Origin of the sequence: Streptomyces sp. NPDC052225 (genome assembly GCF_040679615.1) — a bacterium.
Taxonomy (GTDB): domain Bacteria; phylum Actinomycetota; class Actinomycetes; order Streptomycetales; family Streptomycetaceae; genus Streptomyces.
In genome coordinates, this window is record NZ_JBFAVD010000009.1 from 134,240 (window position 1) to 153,144 (window position 18,905).

Consider the following 18,905-nt stretch of genomic DNA (forward strand, 5'->3'; position numbering starts at 1 on the left):
GCCGTCAGGGTCACGGGTGGCGGTCCGGAAGCCGCCCGGACAGGAGGAACCCGACCGTCCGCTCCTTCTCCGTCCAGACGCGAGTGTCCAGTTCGACGGATTGCAGGAGGGCGCACTCGACGTCGTATCCGTGCTCCGTCAGGTCCCTGCCGATGAGTTCGGCGGCGTCGCGTGTCGCTGCGTGCGTGACGATGCGCGCGGGCCGGCGGTCGGCGACGGCCGAGACGACCGCCGCTCCCCCGCCGCCGACGCGGACGACATCGGGCTCGGGCAGGTCCTCCAGGTCGTGCGGCGCGGTGCCGTGCACGATCTGGGCCTGGACGCCGAAGCGGCGGGCGGTGGCGAGGGTGCGGGCGCAGGCGTCGGGGTCGCGGTCGACGGCGATGACGGCGGCGCCGAAGCGCGCGGCCTCCGCCGTGAACGCGCCGCTGCCGCAGCCGATGTCCCACACGAGGTCGCCCGACTTCGGCCCGAGGCGCGCGAGTTGGGCGGCGCGCAGCAGCTCCGTCTCACCCTCGCCGAAGGGGCCCGCGTAGGCGGCGGCGGGCAGCGCCCAGCCGCGCTGCGACGTGTCGGGGTCGCCGCCCGCGAGCCAGCCGCCGCCCTCGGGGGCGCCGGTGGTGACCGGGCCGCCGATGACGATGACGACGTTCGGGTCGCGCCAGCTGTGGTCGGCGGCCTTGTCGGAGGTGACGACGGTGACCTGTTCGCGCTCGGTGCCCAGTTCCTCGCAGATGACGAAGGTGCGATGCACGCCTTCGAGGAGGAGGCCGAGTTCGGCGGGGCCCGCGCCGGGCGAGGTGAGGACGGCGACCTTGGTGTGGGCGCGGCACACGTTCACCGCGCGTCGCAGGGTGCGCCGGTGTGCGACGACCACCTGGGCGTCGTCCCACGGCATGCCCGCGCGGGCGAAGGCCTGGGCGACGGAGGAGACGGCGGGCACGACTTCGACCTCGAGGCCGTACTCGGGTGCGCGCAGGGTCCGTACGACACCGAAGAAGCCGGGGTCGCCGTCCGCGAGGACCACGGCGGTACCGCGGTGGCCCGTGATGCGGCGGGCGGCCAGGGAGACGCTGCCGAGCCGGATCCGCTCGGCGCGCGCGGGCACCTCGGGCAGCGCCAGGTGGTGGGCCGCGCCGGCCACGAGGGTGGCAGCGCCGAGTGCGGAGCGGGCCGCCGCGGTCAGGGGCGAACCGTCCCAGCCGATCACCGTGACCCGGTCGGCCATCGTCGTCAGTCTCCAGGGTGTGCTCGGGTGCGTACGCGCAGCGGTACGCGGGTCATGGGCAGCCGCCGGGGACAGGGCCGGGCGGGGCACCGAGAGCGTACCTGCTGGGCCCGGGGACTTCCTGTGGGGTCAGTTCCAGTCCGAGAAGGCCGTGAAACCCCCGGCTTCGGCGAGCTGCTCGGTGACGCCCTCCAGGTCCTCGGGCAGCAGGCTCCATACGATGAAGTCGGTGCGGACCTCGACCCAGCTGCCGTCCTCGGTGCGGGTGCGCGCCATGCACGCGTTGCGCAGGACGCCCTCGCTGATGCAGCCGATCTTCTGGGCGACCTGCTGGGAGGCCGTGTTGTCGGCGGCGGTGCGCAGTTCGATGCGCTCGAAGCGCTGGTCGCGGAAGAGCCACTGGGCCATGGCGAGGGCGGCCTCGGAGGCGTAGCCCTCGCCGCGGGCCCAGGGGGCGACGATGTACGACAACTCGGTCGCGCGGACATGCCAGTTGGTCTTGGTGAGCTGGACGATGCCGACGAGGCGCTGGGTGAGGAACTCGGTGACGGCGAGGTCGAGTCCGGTGCCCGCGGCCCGCTCCTTCGGCGCGTACTCGTGGATCCAGCGGCGCGCGCCGTCCTCGGTGAACGGCTGGGGGACCGAGGTCCAGGCCGCGACCAGTTCGTCGTTCATCATCTCGGCGAGCGCGGGCACGTCGTCCTCGTCGAGCGGACGCAGCACCAAGCGCTCCGTGCTGATGGAGACCTCGGGGAAGGTGTTCGTCATGCGCCGCTCCGTCCGTGGATGAAGAGCCCAGCATGCAGCATGCAGGCACGTAACTGCACATGGGGGCCGCCCCTGTTGTCAGGTGCGGCCCCCATGCGGAGCGTTCCGGTCAGGCCGGCAGCACCGAGCCCTGGTACTTCCGCTCGATGAACTTCTTCACCTCGGGCGACGTGAGGAGCTCGGCGAGCTTCTTGACGCGCGGGTCGTCCTCGTCGCCCTTCTTGACGGCGAGGACGTTGTTGTACGGGTTGCCCTTCACGGACTCGAGAAGGATGGCGTCCTTCTTGGGGCTCAGGCCCGCGTCGAGCGCGAAGTTGTTGTTGACGGCGGCCACGTCGACGTCGTCCAGCGACCGCGGCAGCTGTGCCGCTTCGAGCTCCTTGAAGGTGAGGTGCTTCGGGTTCTCCGTGACGTCCTTGGGCGTCGCGTTCACCCCCGCGCCCTTCTTGAGCCCGATCAGGCCCTGGGAGGCGAGGAGTTCGAGCGCCCTCGACTCGTTGGTCGCGTCGTTGGGCAGCGCGACGGAGGCGCCGTCCCGCAGCTTCGCGATGTCCGCGGTCTTCTTGGAGTAGAAGCCGAGGGGCGGCAGGTAGACCTCGGTGACGGCGGTCAGCGTGGTGCCCTTGGACTTGTTGAAGTCCTTCAGGTAGGGCGCGTGCTGGAAGAGGTTGGCGTCGAGCTCGCCCTGCTGGAGTGCGGTGTTCGGCAGGACGTAGTCCGTGAACTCCTTGACCTCCAGGTCGAGTCCGGCCTTCTTCGCCAGCTTCTTCTGTACGTACGCGAGGACTTCGCCGGCCGGGGTCGGGGTGGCCCCGACGACGAGCTTGTCGCCCGCGCCCGCGCTGTCGCTCTTGTCGGACCCGCAGGCCGTGAGGCCGAGGACGAGCGCCCCGGCGATCACGGCGGCGGGCAGCGTGTACGCGCGCATCAGAAGGACGCCAGGACCGAGCCGTCGTACTTGTCGGCGATGAACTTCTTGACCTCGGGCGACGTGAGGAGCTTGGCGAGCTTCTTGACGCGCGGGTCGTCCTCGTTGCCCTTCTTCACGGCGAGGAAGTTCGAGTACGGGTTGTTCTTGGTCGACTCCAGGACGAGGGCGTCCTTGGCGGGCTTGAGGTCGGCCTCGATGGCGTAGTTGCCGTTGACCACCGCGGCGTCGACGTCCTGGAGGGAGCGCGCCGTCTGGGCGGCCTCGACCTCCTTGAACTTCAGGCCCTTGGGGTTCTTCGCGATGTCCGCCGGGGTCGCGCTGTTCCCGGCGCCGCCCTTGAGCGTGATGATCCCGTTGGCGTCGAGGAGCTTGAGGGCGCGGCCCTCGTTCACCGTGTCGTTCGGGACGGCGACGGTGGCGCCCTTCTTCAGGTCGTCGGCGCTCTTGACCTTGGAGGAGTAGAGGCCGAGCGGCTCCAGGTGGACCGTGACGACGGGCACGATGTCGGTGCCGTTCTTCTTGTTGAAGTCGTCGAGGTACGGCTGGTTCTGGAAGTAGTTGGCGTCGACGGAGCCGTCCTGGGTCGCCGTGTTCGGCGTGACGTAGTCCGTGAACTCCTTGACTTCGAGGTTGAGGCCGGCCTTCTTCGCCAGGTGGTCCTTGACGTAGTCGAGGATCTCGGCGTGCGGGACGGGGCTGGCCGCGACGACCAGCGGGTCGGACGCCTTGGCCTTGGTGTCGGCCTTGTCGGAGCCGCAGGCGGTGAGGCCCAGGGTGAGGGCGCCGGTGGCGAGGACAGCTGCGGTGATCTTGGTGGTGTTACGCACGAAAAGTGCCTTTCTCCATGGGTGGTGCAACCCGCCGGGTGGGGCGGGGAGTCAGGGGTTCAGCGGACCTTCGCGGTCGCGACCGTGGTGCGGCCCGCGAAGAGGTTGAAGCGGAGCGGTTCGCCGCCCTTGCCCGCACGGCGGTGCAGGACGCGGGCGCCGCTGTCGCCGGCGAGCTGGATGACGGCGATGACGACGGCGAGGATCGCGACGATGATCCACATCAGTTCGGTCTCGAACCGCTGGTAGCCGTAGCGGATCGCGAGGTCGCCGAGGCCGCCCGCGCCGACCGTGCCGGCCATCGCGGAGTAGCCGATGATCGCGATGATCGTCGTGGTGGTCGCCGAGATCAGCGACGGCAGCGACTCGGGCACGAGGACCTTGCGCACGACGGTCCAGGTGTTGCCGCCCATCGCCTGCACGGCCTCGATCAGGCCGCCGTCGACCTCGCGTACGGACGTCTCGACGAGCCGCGCGAAGAACGGGATGGCGCCGATGGCGAGCGGCACGATGGCGGCCTCGCGGCCGATGGTGGTGCCGACGACCCAGCGCGTGAAGGTCATCAGGGCGACCATCAGGATCAGGAAGGGCATCGAGCGGACGATGTTCACGACCTGTCCGATGACCTTGTTGGCCACGCCGTTCTGGAGCATCCCGCCGCGGTCGGTGAGGACGAGCAGGATGCCGAGCGGAAGACCGCCGACGACGGCGATCAACGTGGACCAGCCGACCATGTAGAGGGTGTCCCAACACGCCTGGGACAGCAGCGGCTGCATCTCCGACCAGGTCACTGGGTGACACCTTCCTTCAGCAGTACGGGCGCGTCGCCCTGGTGACCATGGATCTCGACCTGGAGGCCCTGCTCGCGCAGGAATCCGATCGGGACGACGTTCTCCTCGTAGCGGCCGGGCAGTTCGATGCGCATGCGGCCGACCTGCTTGCCCGCGACGGTGTCCATCGCGGCGCCGAGGATCGAGATGTCGACGTTGTAGGTGCGCGACAGCTGCGAGATGACCGGCTGGGTCGTCGACTCGCCGTGGAAGGTGACGTCGATGACGGTGCGGTCGGCGCCGGTGGCCTCGCCGCTGACCGGGAAGAGCGCGGCGGCGAGCTGGGAGCCCGGCGTCGCGAGGAGCTCGCTGACGGTGCCGGACTCGACGATCTGCCCGCGCTCCATGAGGGCGGCGGAGTCGCAGACGGTCTTGACGACGTCCATCTCGTGCGTGATGAGCAGGACGGTCAGGCCGAGCTGCCGGTTGAGGTCGCGCAGGAGCTGGAGGATCGAGCGGGTGGTCTCCGGGTCGAGGGCGCTGGTCGCCTCGTCGGAGAGGAGCACCTTCGGGTCGCCGGCGAGCGCGCGGGCGATGCCGACGCGCTGCTTCTGGCCGCCGGAGAGCTGGGCCGGGTAGGACGTGGCCTTGTCGGCGAGGCCGACGAGGTCGAGGAGTTCCAGCGCCTTGGCGGAACGTTCCTTCCCCGACGTGCCGAGGATCTCGAGCGGCAGCTCGATGTTGTCCTGGACGGTGCGCGAGGAGAGCAGGTTGAAGTGCTGGAAGACCATGCCGATCCGGCTGCGCGCCGCGCGCAGTTCCTTGCCGGCGCGCGGGCCGCGGCCCGCGAGGGCGGTGAGGTCCTGGCCGGCGACGGTCACGGTGCCGGAGGTGGGGCGTTCGAGCAGGTTCACGCAGCGGATCAGCGAGGACTTGCCGGCACCGGACTGGCCGATGACGCCGTACACCTCGCCTTCGCGCACGTGCAGGTCGACGCCGTCGAGGGCGGTGACCTCTCGGCCGCGCGAGCGGTAGACCTTGGTGAGGCCCTGGGTGGTGATCACTGGGGTTTCCGTCACTGTCGAGTGCCGGGCACGGGTGGCGCCGGGCACGGGGCAAACATTCGGGAACTTGGGGGAGTTTCCGGGCGCGGCAGGCTCTCGCTCGTGGCGTGTGCCGGTACGGGATCAGTGGTCGCGGATCCGTACGGAGAAGCTGTGCGCGGGCGCGCGGGTCTCGCTTCGGGGCGCGAGAACAGGCGGTGCGGGGGCCCTCAGAAGGCGCACATTCGACACATACAACGAGCACCGGGCGTCATCGTCGCCTCGGTCGCAAGGGTGCGGCTGCTCGTCGTGGTCATGCGGGAAAGTAAAGCAGACGTGAGGGCGTGGACCGCCCGCCCTGTCCGAATAGCGGACAGGGCTGGACGCCCGGAACGGCACGTCAGGGAGTGGCGGTGAGCTCCACTCCGGCCTCGGTGGCCAGTGCGGACACGGCCGAGAGGTCCTTCACCACGACGTCCGCGACGAGCTCGTGGGCCTCGTGCGTTGTGGCCAAGGCCACGGTCGTCATGCCGCCGGCGCGGCCCGCGGCCAGTCCGGCCGGCGCGTCCTCGAAGACCACGCAGCGGGCGGGGTCCGCGCCGAGCTTCTCGGCGGCGAGCAGGAAGGGCTCCGGGTCGGGCTTGCCGCGGGTGATGTCGTCGGCGGCGATGAGCAGCGGCGGCTCGATGCCCACGGCGGCGAGACGGGCCTCGGCCAGGCGGCGGGTCGCGGAGGTGACGACGGCCCAGCGGCCCGCGGGCAGCGAGGCGAGCAGGTCGAGGGTGCCGGGCAGGACGTGGGTGCCGCCGTTGGGCACGTCCTCGACCTCAAGGTCCTCGATGCGGGCCACGGCCGCGGGCACGGTCTCGGCGGGCAGCAGGTCGGCGGCGATCTCGGCGGCGGGGCGGCCGTGCAGCTCGACCTTCGCGAAGTCCTCGGCGGTGATCCCGTACTCCTGCGCCCACCGGCTCCAGCAGCGGTACACCGACTCCATGGACGAGAGCAGGGTTCCGTCGTTGTCGAACAGCAGGGCGTCAGCGGTGATCTTCATGTTTGCCAAGGCTACGGGGGTAGCTGGGGGCGGGCGCAGCGGGCCTTTTGGCCCGTAATAGGCTCACGGCCATGCTTGATGTCCTGACCCTGGTGACGGGTCTCGCCGCGCTCGCGCTCGCCGCGTGGTGCGGTTTCGCCGCCTCCCGCGACCAGCCGACCAAGGACTGGCACTTCATCGGCATGGCCGTGGTGTCCGTGCTCGCGCTGGTCCAGCTCGTGGTCGGGATCGTGCAGCTGGCCCGGGGCGAGAAGCCGGAGCAGGGCACGACGATCTTCGTCGCGTATCTGATCGGGGCGTTCGCGTGCGTGCCGGCGGCGGGGTTCATGTCGCTCGCCGAGCGCACCCGCTGGGGGTCGGTGACGGTCGCCGCGGGCGGCGTCGTCCTGGCCGTCCTCGAAGTACGGCTCTACGACATCTGGGGAGGATGAGGTGGCTGTGACCTCTTCGGAGAAGGACACCGGGGCGCGGAAGTCCGGCGAGCGGCAGCGGCTGATTGGCGGCCCGGGCATCGTGCTCGTATGGCTCTACGGGGTGATGGTCGTCGGCGCCGTGTCGCGGTCCGTCTTCCAGATCTCGACGCAGTTCGACAAGGCGCCGCTCGCGTACTCACTGTCGGCGGTGGCGGGGCTCGTCTACTGCTTCATCACGTACTCGCTGGTCCGCGGCGGGGACTCGGCGCGGCGGGCCGCTTTCGTGTGCTGCGCCCTGGAGTTGGCGGGCGTGCTGATCGTGGGCGCGTGGACGGTCGTCGACCCGTCGGCGTTCCCGGACCAGACCGTGTGGTCGGACTTCGGGATGGAGTACCTGTTCATCCCGGTGCTGCTGCCGCTCACCGCCATGTACTGGCTGCGCAAGGGCGTGCTGCGACAGCAGCAGCCGGAAGCCACTCTTTAGATCTTTACGCGGCTGCTCAGGCGCTCGTGGCGAAGGCGCCCGCCTCCGCGTCCTTCGCCAGCGTCACCAGCGTGAGGCGCTCGTCCACCTTCTTGGTGGAGACCGGCGCGTAGCCGTGCTTGCGGTACAGGCGCAGGTTGTGCTCGCTGCGGTGGCCCGTGAAGAGCTGGTAGCGCTTGGCGGTGCCGGGCGCCGCGAGGTCGGACTCGATGGCCGCCAGGAGCCGGCCGCCCAGGCCGTGGCGCTGCATGCGCGGGTGCACGATGAGCTTGTTGATCCGGGCGGTGCCGTCGGCGTCGATCGTGCCGCGCACCGACGCGACCACTTCGTCGCCGAGGCGCGCCACCAGGACGCTGCCGCCCGACAGTTCGGCCCTGACCGAGTCGAGGGACTGGGTCAGCGGCTCGATCGTGTAGTCCCCGTAGAGCTGCGCCTCGCTCTGGTAGCAGAGGTACTGCAGCTTGAGGATCTGCTCGGCATCCGCTTCGGTCGCCGCAGAGATGGTCACGCTCATGCCCATGTGTGCATGCCTCCCGCTCACCTGTCCCGCCGGTTGTCCCTCACCCTTTTCCCCGGCGGGCCGTGAGCGCAACCTCGGAGGCCATGATTCTGCGCAGGCATCCCAGACATCTGGAACGTTCCGGCCCAAGACTGCCCTGTGACATACCCAACTCGCCTGCGATCTCACGGTAGGTGAGGTCGTGCGGGGACAGGAGTGCGCCGATGAGGCGGGGGCAGCGTCCGGGGAGTCGCCGGACGGCGGCGTGCAGTGCCCGGGTCCGTTCGCGGGCCAGGATGCGCTGCTCGGGGTCCGACTCGGCGGTGTCGGCGGCGGGTTCGGTGGCGTACGGCAGCTCGTGGCGGGTGGTGCTGCGCCGGCGGCGGGCCTCCGAGCGGACCGTCGCCGTGAGCCAGGCGGCCGGGTCGGGCGGCGGGCCCTGGGTGCCGAGGCGCTCCAACAGGCGCAGCCAGACGGTCTGTTCGAGGTCACGGGCCTCGTCGGTCCCGTCGGCGGCTGTCGGCAGTTCGGCGCGGACCTCCGCGGCGAGCAGCGGGCGCAGGGTCGCGATCACCATGTCGTACGTCATGCCGGGCGGGACGCGGCCGCCCCGGCGCGTGGTTGCCGGGGCGGACGCCTGTCACTCCAACCGGCGCCTGCGGATCAGCCGTTGACGAAGTCCTCGCGGGCGAGGAGGCCGGTGTCGCAGTTGTCGGTGAAGACGCCGTCGATGCCGGTGGCGAAGTAGGTCTTGAAGGCGCCGAACGCGTCGCCGTATGCGTTCGGGTCGGTGCCCTTCTTGAAGTCGGCGGGCAGGAAGGTGTTCTCGTTGCGCATCGTGTAGGGGTGCAGGATCAGCCCGGCGTCGTGTGCGTCCTTGACGAGCGTGGTCGGCTGGGTGAGCTTGCCCGAGGCGTCCTTGGGGATGATCAGGTCCAGGGTGGGGCCGATGCCCTGCGCGTACGTCGCGATCTCCGCGAGGCCCTTCGGCGTGATCAGGTCGGCGACGGTGCGCGGGTCGCCGCTGTCGACGAAGTCCGCGGGCCGGGAGGACGCCGTGGAGAGCAGGACGGCGAGGGGGTTGTCGACGAGCTTGTTCATGCGCTGGATGCTCGTCGGCTCGAAGGACTGGATGATGACGGGCGAGTTCTTCCTGTGCAGTCCGTGCGCGCGCAGGATCCTCGCGAGGCGCTCCTCGACGCCGAGGCCGAGCTTGCGGAAGTAGGTGGGGTGCTTGAGCTCCGGGTAGATCCACACCTCGCGGCCGCGCTTCCTGCTCTGCTCGGCGCGCCAGGCGAGGGCTTCCTCGAAGGTGGGGATCTCCCAGCGGCCGTCGTAGAGGGTGTTGCGCTGGCGGGTCGCCGGGATGCGCTCCTTGGCGCGCAGCGTCTTCAGTTCGGCGAGCGTGAAGTCCTCGGTGAACCAGCCGGTCGTGGAGACGCCGTCGAGGATCTTCGTGGTCTTGCGGGACGCGAACTCGGGGTGCGCGGAGACGTCCGTGGTGCCGCCGATTTCCGGCTCGTGACGGCATACGAGGTGGCCGTCCTTGGTCGGGACGAGGTCGCCGGCCTCGATGATGTGGGCGCCCATGTCGAGGGCCAGTTGGTACGAGCCCAGGGTGTGCTCGGGCCGGTAGCCGCTGGCGCCGCGGTGGCCGATGATCGTCGGCACGGGCAGGGCCTTGTATCCCCGGCCGTTCACGGACCGGTCCGCGTGAGACGCGTCACTGTCGCGGTCGGCGGCTCTCGCGGTTCCCGGCACGGCGAGGGCTGCCGCACCCGTGCCCAGGACCGCGGCCCCGAGCAGCGAACGCCGGCCCACTCCCCCGCCGGTCTGCGACTCATGTGCCTGTTGTGCCTTCTTGTTCCCCATGAAGCACTCCTCCCGCCCAGTAATGCCCTGCGACTGCCTTGCACCTGTCAAAGCGGGACCGATGGTAGGTGGGCGGGAGTGACGAACGGGAGACCTCGGACGGAACGTCAGGGTGCGTCGCGGTGGCCGGTGGGGGTCACGTGTGTGTCAACGGGGTGCGACGGCAGGTGAACCACGTCAACTCTGCGTATCCAGTCGGTGAACCCGATGTGCAAGGGGTACCCGCCCGCGAGTATCGTCCTCACCTGCACAGACCCCGCACCACTTCCCTGTCCATTCCTTGAAAACCGGAGGGCCCGTTGTCCCGCTTCGCGCTCATCAAGGCAGTGCTCGGACCGATCATGCGCCTGATGTTCCGTCTCCGGACGGAAGGCGCCGAGAACATTCCGGGGAACGGTCCCGTCATCCTGGCGGGCAACCACCTGACGTTCATCGACTCGATGATCCTGCCGCTCGTCTGTGACCGGCAGGTGTTCTTCATCGGCAAGGACGAGTACGTCACCGGCAAGTCCCTCAAGGGCCGCCTCATGGCGTGGTTCTTCACCGGGGTCGGCATGATCCCGGTCGACCGCGACGGCGCGAACGGCGGCGTGGCCGCGCTGATGACCGGCCGCCGCGTCCTCGAGGACGGCAACATCTTCGGCATCTACCCGGAGGGCACCCGCTCCCCCGACGGACGCCTGTACCGCGGCCGCACCGGTATCGCGCGGCTGACCCTGATGACCGGCGCGCCCGTCGTGCCGTTCGCGATGATCGGCACGGACAAGCTCCAGCCGGGCGGTGCGGGGATGCCGCGTCCGGGGCGGGTGACCGTGCGCTTCGGCGAGCCGATGGAGTTCTCGCGCTACGACGGCATGGGCCGCGACCGGTACGTGCTGCGGGCCGTGACCGACTCCGTGATGACCGAGGTCATGCGGCTTTCCGGCCAGGAGTACGTGGACATGTACGCCACGAAGGCGAAGGCCGCGTAGCGCCTCGGGAAGCTGATCGGAGCCCCGGCCCACCGGAGATGTCCGGCGGGCCGGGGCTCTGTCGTGTGCGGCCGCGGGTCACTGTTCCAGGCGCTGGCCGCGCAGCAGGAACCACGCCGCGACGGCCGTCGCCAGGAGGACGGCCGCGCCGACGCCGGCCGCGACCTGGAGACCGTCGACGAAGGCGGTCTGGGCCGAGCCGAGCAGCTCCTGCGCCTGGGCCGCCGGCAGCGAGCCGACAGCGTCGACCGCTCCGCCGAGGGACTCGTGGGCGGCCGACGCCACGTCCGCCGGGGTGCCCGGCGGCGCCGTGAAGCCCGCGTAGACGCCCGTGACGATCGAGCCGAGTACGGCGATGCCGAGGGCCGCGCCCAGTTCGTACGCCGTCTCGGAGACCGCGGACGCCGCGCCCGCCTGCTCCTTGGGCACGCTGGAGAGGATCACGTCGGCCGTCACCGTGAACGAGAAGCCCGCGCCGACGCCGACGACCAGGAGCACCGTGCCGAGCAGCGGGTAGCCGGTCGACTGGCTCAGCGTCGTGAGCGCCGCGAGGGCGAGGCCCACCGCGGCGAGGCCGCCCGCGACGACGGACCGCACGGAGAAGCGGCGCGCGACCGTACCGGCGACCAGTCCGGCCGCCACCGCGCCGACAGCGGCCGGGAGTTCGGCGAGCCCCGCCTCGAACGGCTCGCGGCCCTGCACCAGTTGGAGGAACTGGGACAGGAAGAAGACCAGGCCCGACAGGCCGAGGATGGTCAGCAGGTCGGCGAGGACCGCTCCGGAGAAGCCGCGGTTGCGGAACAGGCGCATGTCCAACAGCGGTGAGGAAAGGGTGAGTTGGCGCCGCACGAAGTAGGTGAGCGCGGCGATGCCGATGACCGCGGACACGGCCACGTCCCCGCTCACGCCGTGCGCCGCCGCTTCCTTGACGGCGTAGACGACAGCGATCATTCCGATGAGGGAGAGGGCGACGCTCGCCAGGTCCCAGGGGCCGTGCACCGGGTTCTTCGACTCGGGGATGAGCTTGATGCCGACGACGACCAGGACGGCCATCACGGGCAGGTTGATCAGGAAGACCGAGCCCCACCAGAAGTGTTCGAGCAGGAAGCCGCCGACGACCGGGCCGACCGCCGCGCCGGCCGAGGCCATGGCGCCCCAGATGCCGACGGCGAGGGACCGCTCGCGCGGGTCGTGGAAGATGTTGCGGATCAGGGCGAGGGTCGACGGCATCAGCGTCGCACCGGCCACGCCGAGCAGGGCGCGCGCCAGGATCATCAACTCCGGTGACGTGGCATAGGCGTTGAGCACCGAGACCGCGCCGAACGCGACCGCGCCGGTCAGCAGCAGCTTCTTGCGGCCGATGCGGTCACCGAGGCTGCCCATGGAGACGAGCAGTCCGGCGATGACGAACGAGTAGACGTCGCCGATCCACAGCAGCTGCGTACCGGAGGGCTTGAGGTCCTCGCTGATGTAGGGGGTCGCGAGGCCGAGGACGGTGGCGTCCACGGCGACGAGCAGCACGGCGAGCACGAGGACGCAGAGGGCGAGCCACCGTCCGGGGCGTGCCACCTCCGTCGCCGGGGTGCTCTGTCGGGTGCTGGTCATGGTTCCACGCTCCGTCGTGCGCCGCCGAGCAGCAGCTCGGCGATCATGAATTGGAAGTCCTTCGCCGCCACGCGGCCGTCCATGACGGCCCAGGCGCCGCTGCTGATGAGGCCGTACAGGGCCTCGGTCAGCCAGGCGGGTGTCAGGTCGATGCGGAACTCGCCGTCCTCCTGGCCGCGCCGGAACAGTGCTCCTATGCGGGCGTCCAGGCGGGCCCAGCCCTCGTTCTGCTCCTCGCCCTCGAAGAGCTGGTTCTCGGTGACGAGGAACGCGAGCAGGGGGGCGGACGGCTCGATCGCACCGATGAGGCGGCGCAGCGCGTCCTCGGCGCGGCCGTCCTCCGGGCGGGCCCGGTCGAGCGCTGCCTCGCACTCCCGGATACCGAGGTCCTCCAGGGCGCGGACGAGGGCGTCGCGGCCCGCGAAGTGGCGGTGGAGGGTGGCGCGACTGATGCCCGCGGCCCGCGCGACCTCGTCCATCGTGGCCGTGGACTTGCGGGTGAGCAGGGCGGCGGCGCTGCGCAGCATCTGATCGCGATCGACTGACATGAGACAAGAGTAGACCGAATGAGACGTTGATGTCTCATTCTTGAGGAGGAGGGACTCCGGTGGCCGGGGCGCTCACGCGGTGTTACGACTGTCGGAGCGTTCGTCGGGACGTTCAGGAGCTCCGGGAGGCAAGGGCATGGGGTGCTGCATCTTCGCGGCGATGGCGGCGATCGGACCGCGGGTCGCGCTCGTCATCACCTGGCTGTTCACGAATCTCGTGGACCGCGCCTTCACCGGGGTCCTGCTGCCGCTGCTCGGCCTGATCCTGCTGCCGTGGACGACCTTGGGGTACGTCCTCGCGTACGCGCCCGTCGTCGGCGTCGGCGGCATCGGCTGGGTGGTGGTCCTCTTCGGGCTGCTGCTCGATCTGTCGAGCTACGGGGGCGGGGCGCGCTCCCGCCGCTGAGTCTTCCGTCGGCCCGCCGTCACGGTGTCCAGGCCGCGTCGCTGAGCGCCGCCGACACCTCCTGCGTATAGCGGGCGCAGGCCAGCCACGTACGGGCGAACGCGCCCTCGTCGGCCGGGGCGAGGCGGCCGAAGGCGTCCCGGCCCCGGTCGGCCGCCGCGCGGTGCAGGGCGTCGAGCAGCTCGGCCGCCGTGGGCAGGCCTGCCGTCCGCAGCGCCTTCACATCGGTGTCCGGGGCCCCCAGGGTGAGGGCGCGGCGGCCCGCCACCACCGCCTGGTCGACGCGGCGGCGCAGCGGATGGGTGGGTGCGGGCGGTGTCGGAACCGGGGCGGCAAGCGCGGGCGCGGGCTCCGTCGCGGGGACGTCCGCGCGCGTGAGGCGGTCCAGGCCCAGGTCGTGCAGGGCGCCGGAGGGCAGGCGCACAGCCAGCAGGGCCGCGCGGGCGTGGGCGGCCGGGACGAGGCGGGCGATGACGCGCAGGCGGGTGCCGGGGGCGGCGGCGAGCAGGGCGAGGTTGTCCCGGTGGGCGAAGGCCGGGTCGTCGTGTGCCGCGGTGAGCCGTACGGGCACTCCTTCGCACTCGGCGACCAGGCAGTCGCCTCCCCGCTCGCGGGCGACGCCGTGCAACGTCACGTCCAGGAAGAGCAGGCCGTGGGGCGAGGTACGGGCGCGGGCGGCCTGTTCGGCGACGGGCACGGACCACAGGGCGGCGAGCGGCTGCTCGGTCCAGTCGGCGCCGCGGGCCCGGGCCGCCTGCACGGACTTGCCGGCGCCGAGCCGCCCGTCCTGCGCCACGGTCGCACCGGAGACGGTCAGGCCGGCCCGGGACAGTTCGCGCGCGGTGAGCGACGTGTCGCCGATCCGGACCGCGCGATCGGCGACGGCGCGGGCCCGGGCCGCGGTGCCGGGGGCGAGGTCAGGGACCGTGCAGAGCCGGCCGTCGGCGTCGACGGTCCAGGTGACGCAGCCCGCGTGCCCGGCGGCGGTGAGCACCGGTTCCGTGAACAGGCCGTACAGGCGCAGCGAGCCCGCCGGGGTGTAGCTGCGGCGGGCGGCGCCGCGAGCCGCCTCGTCGCCGGGGTCCCGGGTCAGGGCGTGGGTCGTGGCGAGCAACTCGGTGAGCGCGTCGGCCAGTTCGGCGGTGCGGTGCGCCGGGTCGGCGGCGCGGGCCGCCCGTACGCCGTTCACCACGCGGATCGCGGCGGCGGCCGGGCGGTGCAGTCCGGCGACCTTGCCGACGTGGGCGGCGCGCAGCAGGTCGGCCTGGGAGACGGCGCCGGCACCGTCGACTCCGGCGTCGAGCAGACGGGCGGCGGATTGCCAGAGGGCGTGGGCGGCTTGGGTGACGGGGGTTGTGTCGCGGGCTGGGGCGGGCGGCCTGTCGTGGGCCGGGTCGGGTGGCCCGGCGGATTCCGTGGCGGGGGCCGGGCTGTCCGGCGACGGGACTTCGGCGGAGGCGGTGGGGTCCGGGGCCGCGCCGGAGTCCGGGGTCGCGCCGGAGTCCGGGTCCGTGACGGGGTCCGGGTCCGTGACGGGATCCGGATCCGCGAGGACGCTCGGGTTCTCCAGGGAGTCCGGCTCCGTGGAGGGCTCCGCCACCGGTGCCAGCGTGACCGCCGCCGCGCGGTGGACGCACGCCGGGGCCAGCAGGCAGTCGCAGCGGACCGCGTCGGGCGAGGTCACCGTGCCGCCGGGCGCGTGCAGTTCGACGGTCGTGCCGTCGTCCACGGCGATCCGGTGCACGCCGGACCCGGGGTCGGCCGTGTGCGGGCGCCCCGCGAGTTTGGCCGCGGCGGCGTCCAGGCGTTTGCGCAGCCGGGGCGTGAGCGCGGCGACGATCTCGCCGGTGACGACGGGCTGTACGGGCGGCAACGTGGTCATCGGATCCTCTCCCCCACCCAGCGGGCGAGTTCCAGTGGGCTGAGGGCCGCCACCGGCATGCCCGCGGCGACGAGCCGCCCTGCCGTACCGGTCGAGTACCGCGGGCGCCCCGCGTCGTCGAGGCTCGCGCAGCCCAACAACTGGCAGCCCGCGCCGACGAGTTCCCGTACCTCGCCGAGCAGCCCGCCGAGCGGGTAGCCCTCCTCGAAGTCGCTGATCACCACGACGAGCGTGCGCGAGGGCACGGTCACCAGGCGGCGGGCGTGGCGCAGGCCGGCCGCGATGTGGGTGCCGCCGCCGACCCGTGTCTCCAGGAGCAGGGCGAGCGGGTCGTGCACATGCTCCGTGAGGTCGATGACCTCCGTGGAGAACGCGAGGAAGTGGGTGGACAGGGCGGGCACTCCGGCGAGCACGGACGCGGTCAGCGCGGCCCAGATCGTCGACGCCTCCATGGAGCCGGAGACATCCGTGACGACGATCAGGCGCCAGTCCGCGGCGCGCCGGGCGCGGCCGTGGAAGACCGGCCGCTCCGGCACCACGACGATCCGCCCGTCGTCGGTCCTGCGGGCCGTGGCGAGGTTGGCCCGCAGGGTGCGGGCCAGGTCGAGGCCGCCGCCCGGGCGCCGGGTGGGGCGGGCGGTGGCGGCGCCGGTGAGGGCGGGGCGCAGCCGGGTGGCGAGCGCCCGGGTCAGCTCGTCGACGAGGCGGCGGACCAGCGGGCGCAGGGCGGCGAGCCGTGACTCGGGCAGGCCTCCGGCGTGCTGGAGGACGGTGCGCAGCAGCTCGACGGAGGGGCGGGCCGCGTCGGGGTCGAGCGCCTCGACGGCGTCGGTGCGGCCCGCTGCCGCGGCGGCCGCGAGCACCTCCTCGCGGACGCCGGGTCCGAACAGCGCGGTGAGCGCCTCGGCCCATTCCCGTACGCCGGGGTAGGGGGCTTCGCGGCCGCCGCCGCGGCCGGTGAGGTCGCCGCGGGCCCCCTCGCCGCGGCCGGCGCCGTACAGCTCGTCGAGGGCGGTCGCCAACGGGGCCGCGGCGGGCGGCAGTTCGTCGGCGCGGCGGCCCAGGAGCAGTCGCCAGCGTGCGGCCGGGGCGAGGGTGGCGGCGGGGGCGGCCGGTGCCGGGGTCGCTCGGGATGTTGCGTTCCGAGCGGCATCGGGTGCCTTCGACGGCGCGGGGCATACGAACTCGGGTCCCAAACCCAGTCCCAGCTCCTCCAGCGTCTCGCGCGCCGCCAGGTCCGCTCGGGTCCAGGCCGCCTGGGTCGCGGGGTCCGTCGTGAGCGGGGCGAGGGCGGCGCCGGTGCGGGACTCCACCACGTCGAGGAGGCGGTCCCGGGCAGCCGGTGACAGGGTGTCGAAGCCGCCGCGCAGCGCGGGCAGCCGGTCGAGGAACGCCCGGTCGGACAGGTTCGTGACGCGGTCGAGGAGCGGGTCGAGGACGTCCGGGGCGGTCTCCAGGAGGGCGCCGGCCGCCGTGCACAGGCCGGTCAGCCGGGCGGTGAGCGCGGCGCGGGCGGCCGGGCCGGTCGCCGCGTCCACCCAGGACGCGACCCGGCGGCCGAAGGCCTCGGCCGGGGTGTGGCCGAGCAGGGCCCGCACCGCTCCGGCCGCCGCCGCCATCAGGGGCGTGCCGTCCGCGGCGAGCCGGGCCAGCGCGTCCGTGAGCCGCAGCGAGCCCGGTTCGTCGGCCTGGCGCGCCAGCTCCACCAGCGCTCGGGCGTCCGCCGGGTCGTCGGAGCCCCCGATGCCGTCGAGCGCACGGACCGCCCCCGCGCTCAGTACGTCGGCCGCGGCGGCGAGGCGCAGGCGCCGGGCGTCCTCCGCGTCCGGATCCGGATCGTCCGGGGCGGCGAGGCCCGCTATGTGTCCCGCCGCGAGCCGGTCGACGAGGCGCAGGCCCGCGAGGAGTTCGGGCAGCGTCGCGCCGGCCGGCAGGACCGTGGTCAGCTCGGCGAGCGCGTCCTCGGCGAGTGCGGGCAGCGCGCACTGGGCGGCCTGTTCGAGCGCCGTCAGGGCCTGCGCCGCCGTGGGGCCGCCCTCCTCGGCGGCGGTCCGCATCCGCGTACGCAGCACGCCCTCGGCGGCCTGCGCGGGCGTCACGCCGCGCACGCTCGCGGTCGTCAGGACCGCGGCCGTCGCCGGGGTCCAGGTCACCGTCCACCGGGTGGTGAGCGCCTCGCCGCCGCCCGTGCCGGTGACGGCGTGCTCCTGCGCGTACGGGACCCCGCACAGGGCGAGGCGGCGCAGCAGGATCTCGCGGCGGCGGTCGCGAGGGGTGCGCAGCGGGTCGAGGCGCACCTCCCTTTCCTTGCCCGGCTGTTGGGGTCCCGGCAGGCCGAGCTCGGCGAGCTCCCGCTCCACGGCGGGGCCGAGTCCGCCGCGCGGGGCGGCGGGGGTGGGGCGGCCGGTGCGCTCTCCGACGAGGACCTTCTCCATCGCGCGGGCCACCGCCCGGCCCCGGCCGAGCGGTTCGCCCTGGGCGAGGACGGTCTGGACGGCCTCGACGAGTTCGCCGCGGCCGGGCGCGCGCAGGCCGCGCAGGGCCGCGAGGTCACCGGTGATCCGCACGATCTCGCGGGCGTCGGCCGGGCCGCTGGGGTGGCCCTGCTCCCGTACGTCCGCGCAGATCGCCACGGCGGCGCGCAGCACGGCCTCCCGCAGCGCCTGCGGGGCGCCCGCCGCGTCGAGGACGCGGTGCTGCCACTCCGGGTCGCGGATCCCGGCGGGATAGCCGGAGCGGGCGTCGAGCAGCGGATACGTGTACGGGATGAGGCTGACGGTGCAGTCACCGGCGGCGCTGTGCACCTCCCCGGCAGGCGGTCCTGGGGCCGGGGCCGGGCGGCTCTCGTCCCTGGCCGCGTCCCGGTCCAGCGCCTCCCGGGTCAGGGCGGCCGCATGGAACGCGCCCACGACCAGCGCCGCCCGCCCCCCGTCCGCCGTGGCCGCGCGCACGCACGCCCGCATCCACGCCTCACGCGCGAGGTCCAGCAAGTCGGTGCCCCCACCCTCCTCCGCGTCCCGGCGCAGTGCCCACCCGGTGAGCAGCGCGGCGCGGCGCAACTCCTCGGGCGCCGCTCCGGGGGCGGGCGCTTCGACGAGCCGGTCCCACAGGTCGTCGTCGGCGCGGCCGGTGATCCGCTCGCGCAGGGCGTCCTGGAGACGGCGGCCTGCCTTCGCCGCGGGACCGGTCAGGCGTGGCTCGCGCCAGGCCGGGTCGGCGAGCGGCAGGTCGCAGGCGACCACGGGAACGCCTGCCCGCCGGGCCCAGCGCAGCGCCGCCAGTTCCGGCGAGAAGTCGGCGAAGGGGTAGAAGGCGGGCCCCGCCCCGGTGTCGCCGCCGCCCGCCTTGTCCGCACCCAGGACCGCGGCCAGCGCGACCGGCGCGACGGTCTCCTCGTCGGCCAGCCAGCCCAGGAACTCCTGGGTCTCCGCGGGCAGTTCGACGAGGAGCACATCGGGCCGCGCCTCGTCCAGGAGCCGCGGCACGACGGCGGCGAGCGCGGGAGAGTGATGGCGTACGCCGATGAGGTACGGGCCGTCGGGCGCGGTGAGCGCGGCGACGGCCTCGTCCGGGGCGGGCGGCGACGGCGGAGCGGCGGTCATGTCGG

The 18,905-nt window shown here is 72.8% G+C and carries 18 protein-coding genes; 4 read left to right on the forward strand and 14 right to left on the reverse strand.

The window, feature by feature from the left end; all coding sequences use genetic code 11:
• Positions 1-10: 10 nt before the first annotated feature.
• From cbiE to AB0L37_RS16170, 7 genes are all read right to left on the reverse strand, one after another.
• Positions 11-1,228 (reverse strand): precorrin-6y C5,15-methyltransferase (decarboxylating) subunit CbiE, encoded by a 1,218-nt coding sequence (gene cbiE, locus AB0L37_RS16140; protein ID WP_365504890.1) that lies wholly within the window; start codon positions 1,226-1,228, stop codon positions 11-13.
• A 129-nt stretch (positions 1,229-1,357) separates the two neighbouring features.
• Entirely contained in the window at positions 1,358-1,996 is a 639-nt protein-coding gene (locus tag AB0L37_RS16145; RefSeq protein WP_365504892.1) for a GNAT family N-acetyltransferase, read from the reverse strand.
• A gap of 109 nt (positions 1,997-2,105) precedes the next feature.
• On the reverse strand, positions 2,106-2,924 hold the full coding sequence (locus AB0L37_RS16150; RefSeq protein WP_365504894.1) for a MetQ/NlpA family ABC transporter substrate-binding protein: 819 nt from the start codon (positions 2,922-2,924) through the stop codon (positions 2,106-2,108).
• The gene (locus tag AB0L37_RS16155) at positions 2,924-3,754 is read right to left on the reverse strand and encodes a MetQ/NlpA family ABC transporter substrate-binding protein (RefSeq protein WP_365504896.1); all 831 of its coding nucleotides are present in this window, start codon (positions 3,752-3,754) and stop codon (positions 2,924-2,926) included. The genes AB0L37_RS16150 and AB0L37_RS16155 overlap by 1 nt, the downstream gene beginning before the upstream one ends.
• A 59-nt stretch (positions 3,755-3,813) precedes the next feature.
• A complete protein-coding gene (locus tag AB0L37_RS16160) occupies positions 3,814-4,545 on the reverse strand; it encodes a methionine ABC transporter permease (protein WP_365504898.1) in 732 nt (243 codons plus the stop codon).
• The gene (locus AB0L37_RS16165) at positions 4,542-5,588 is read right to left on the reverse strand and encodes an ATP-binding cassette domain-containing protein (protein WP_365504900.1); all 1,047 of its coding nucleotides are present in this window, start codon (positions 5,586-5,588) and stop codon (positions 4,542-4,544) included. The genes AB0L37_RS16160 and AB0L37_RS16165 overlap by 4 nt, the downstream gene beginning before the upstream one ends.
• 379 nt (positions 5,589-5,967) lie before the next feature.
• Positions 5,968-6,618 (reverse strand): HAD-IA family hydrolase, encoded by a 651-nt coding sequence (locus tag AB0L37_RS16170; protein ID WP_365504902.1) that lies wholly within the window; start codon positions 6,616-6,618, stop codon positions 5,968-5,970.
• A gap of 71 nt (positions 6,619-6,689) precedes the next feature.
• Between AB0L37_RS16170 and AB0L37_RS16175 the strand changes: the two genes are divergently transcribed.
• Together AB0L37_RS16175 and AB0L37_RS16180 are read left to right on the forward strand one after the other, a co-directional pair.
• Positions 6,690-7,049 (forward strand): hypothetical protein, encoded by a 360-nt coding sequence (locus tag AB0L37_RS16175; protein ID WP_365504904.1) that lies wholly within the window; start codon positions 6,690-6,692, stop codon positions 7,047-7,049.
• Positions 7,050-7,056: 7 nt separating this feature from the next.
• Positions 7,057-7,515: a hypothetical protein gene (locus AB0L37_RS16180; RefSeq protein WP_365505095.1), complete on the forward strand. Its 459-nt coding sequence runs from the start codon at positions 7,057-7,059 to the stop codon at positions 7,513-7,515.
• 16 nt (positions 7,516-7,531) lie between these two features.
• On the opposite strand, the gene AB0L37_RS16185 is transcribed toward AB0L37_RS16180, so the two are convergent.
• From AB0L37_RS16185 to AB0L37_RS16195, 3 genes are all read right to left on the reverse strand, one after another.
• Entirely contained in the window at positions 7,532-8,035 is a 504-nt protein-coding gene (locus AB0L37_RS16185; protein WP_365504906.1) for a GNAT family N-acetyltransferase, read from the reverse strand.
• Positions 8,036-8,075: 40 nt separating this feature from the next.
• The gene (locus tag AB0L37_RS16190; protein ID WP_365504908.1) at positions 8,076-8,603 is read right to left on the reverse strand and encodes a sigma-70 family RNA polymerase sigma factor; all 528 of its coding nucleotides are present in this window, start codon (positions 8,601-8,603) and stop codon (positions 8,076-8,078) included.
• Positions 8,604-8,677: 74 nt separating this feature from the next.
• A complete protein-coding gene (locus AB0L37_RS16195; protein ID WP_365504910.1) occupies positions 8,678-9,886 on the reverse strand; it encodes a glycerophosphodiester phosphodiesterase in 1,209 nt (402 codons plus the stop codon).
• Positions 9,887-10,227: 341 nt separating this feature from the next.
• Between AB0L37_RS16195 and AB0L37_RS16200 the strand changes: the two genes are divergently transcribed.
• On the forward strand, positions 10,228-10,857 hold the full coding sequence (locus AB0L37_RS16200; protein WP_365505097.1) for a lysophospholipid acyltransferase family protein: 630 nt from the start codon (positions 10,228-10,230) through the stop codon (positions 10,855-10,857).
• Between the two features lie 78 nt (positions 10,858-10,935).
• Here the strand turns inward: AB0L37_RS16200 and AB0L37_RS16205 are convergent, their stop codons facing one another.
• Both AB0L37_RS16205 and AB0L37_RS16210 read right to left on the reverse strand, forming a co-directional pair.
• Complete coding sequence (locus AB0L37_RS16205; RefSeq protein WP_365504912.1) at positions 10,936-12,462, reverse strand: MFS transporter; 1,527 nt, start codon at positions 12,460-12,462, stop codon at positions 10,936-10,938.
• Positions 12,459-13,010, reverse strand: coding sequence for a helix-turn-helix domain-containing protein (locus AB0L37_RS16210; RefSeq protein ID WP_365504914.1), 552 nt, complete (start codon positions 13,008-13,010; stop codon positions 12,459-12,461). Before AB0L37_RS16210 ends, AB0L37_RS16205 begins: the two co-directional genes overlap by 4 nt.
• Positions 13,011-13,146: 136 nt before the next feature.
• Here AB0L37_RS16210 and AB0L37_RS16215 point away from each other — a divergent pair, with 136 nt between their 5' ends.
• Positions 13,147-13,416, forward strand: a complete 270-nt coding sequence (locus AB0L37_RS16215; RefSeq protein ID WP_365504916.1) for a hypothetical protein — start codon at positions 13,147-13,149, stop codon at positions 13,414-13,416.
• Positions 13,417-13,435: 19 nt separating this feature from the next.
• On the opposite strand, the gene AB0L37_RS16220 is transcribed toward AB0L37_RS16215, so the two are convergent.
• The gene (locus AB0L37_RS16220; RefSeq protein ID WP_365504918.1) at positions 13,436-15,298 is read right to left on the reverse strand and encodes a hypothetical protein; all 1,863 of its coding nucleotides are present in this window, start codon (positions 15,296-15,298) and stop codon (positions 13,436-13,438) included.
• Positions 15,295-18,900, reverse strand: coding sequence for a DUF5682 family protein (locus tag AB0L37_RS16225; RefSeq protein ID WP_365504920.1), 3,606 nt, complete (start codon positions 18,898-18,900; stop codon positions 15,295-15,297). The genes AB0L37_RS16220 and AB0L37_RS16225 overlap by 4 nt, the downstream gene beginning before the upstream one ends.
• Positions 18,901-18,905 lie beyond the last annotated feature (5 nt).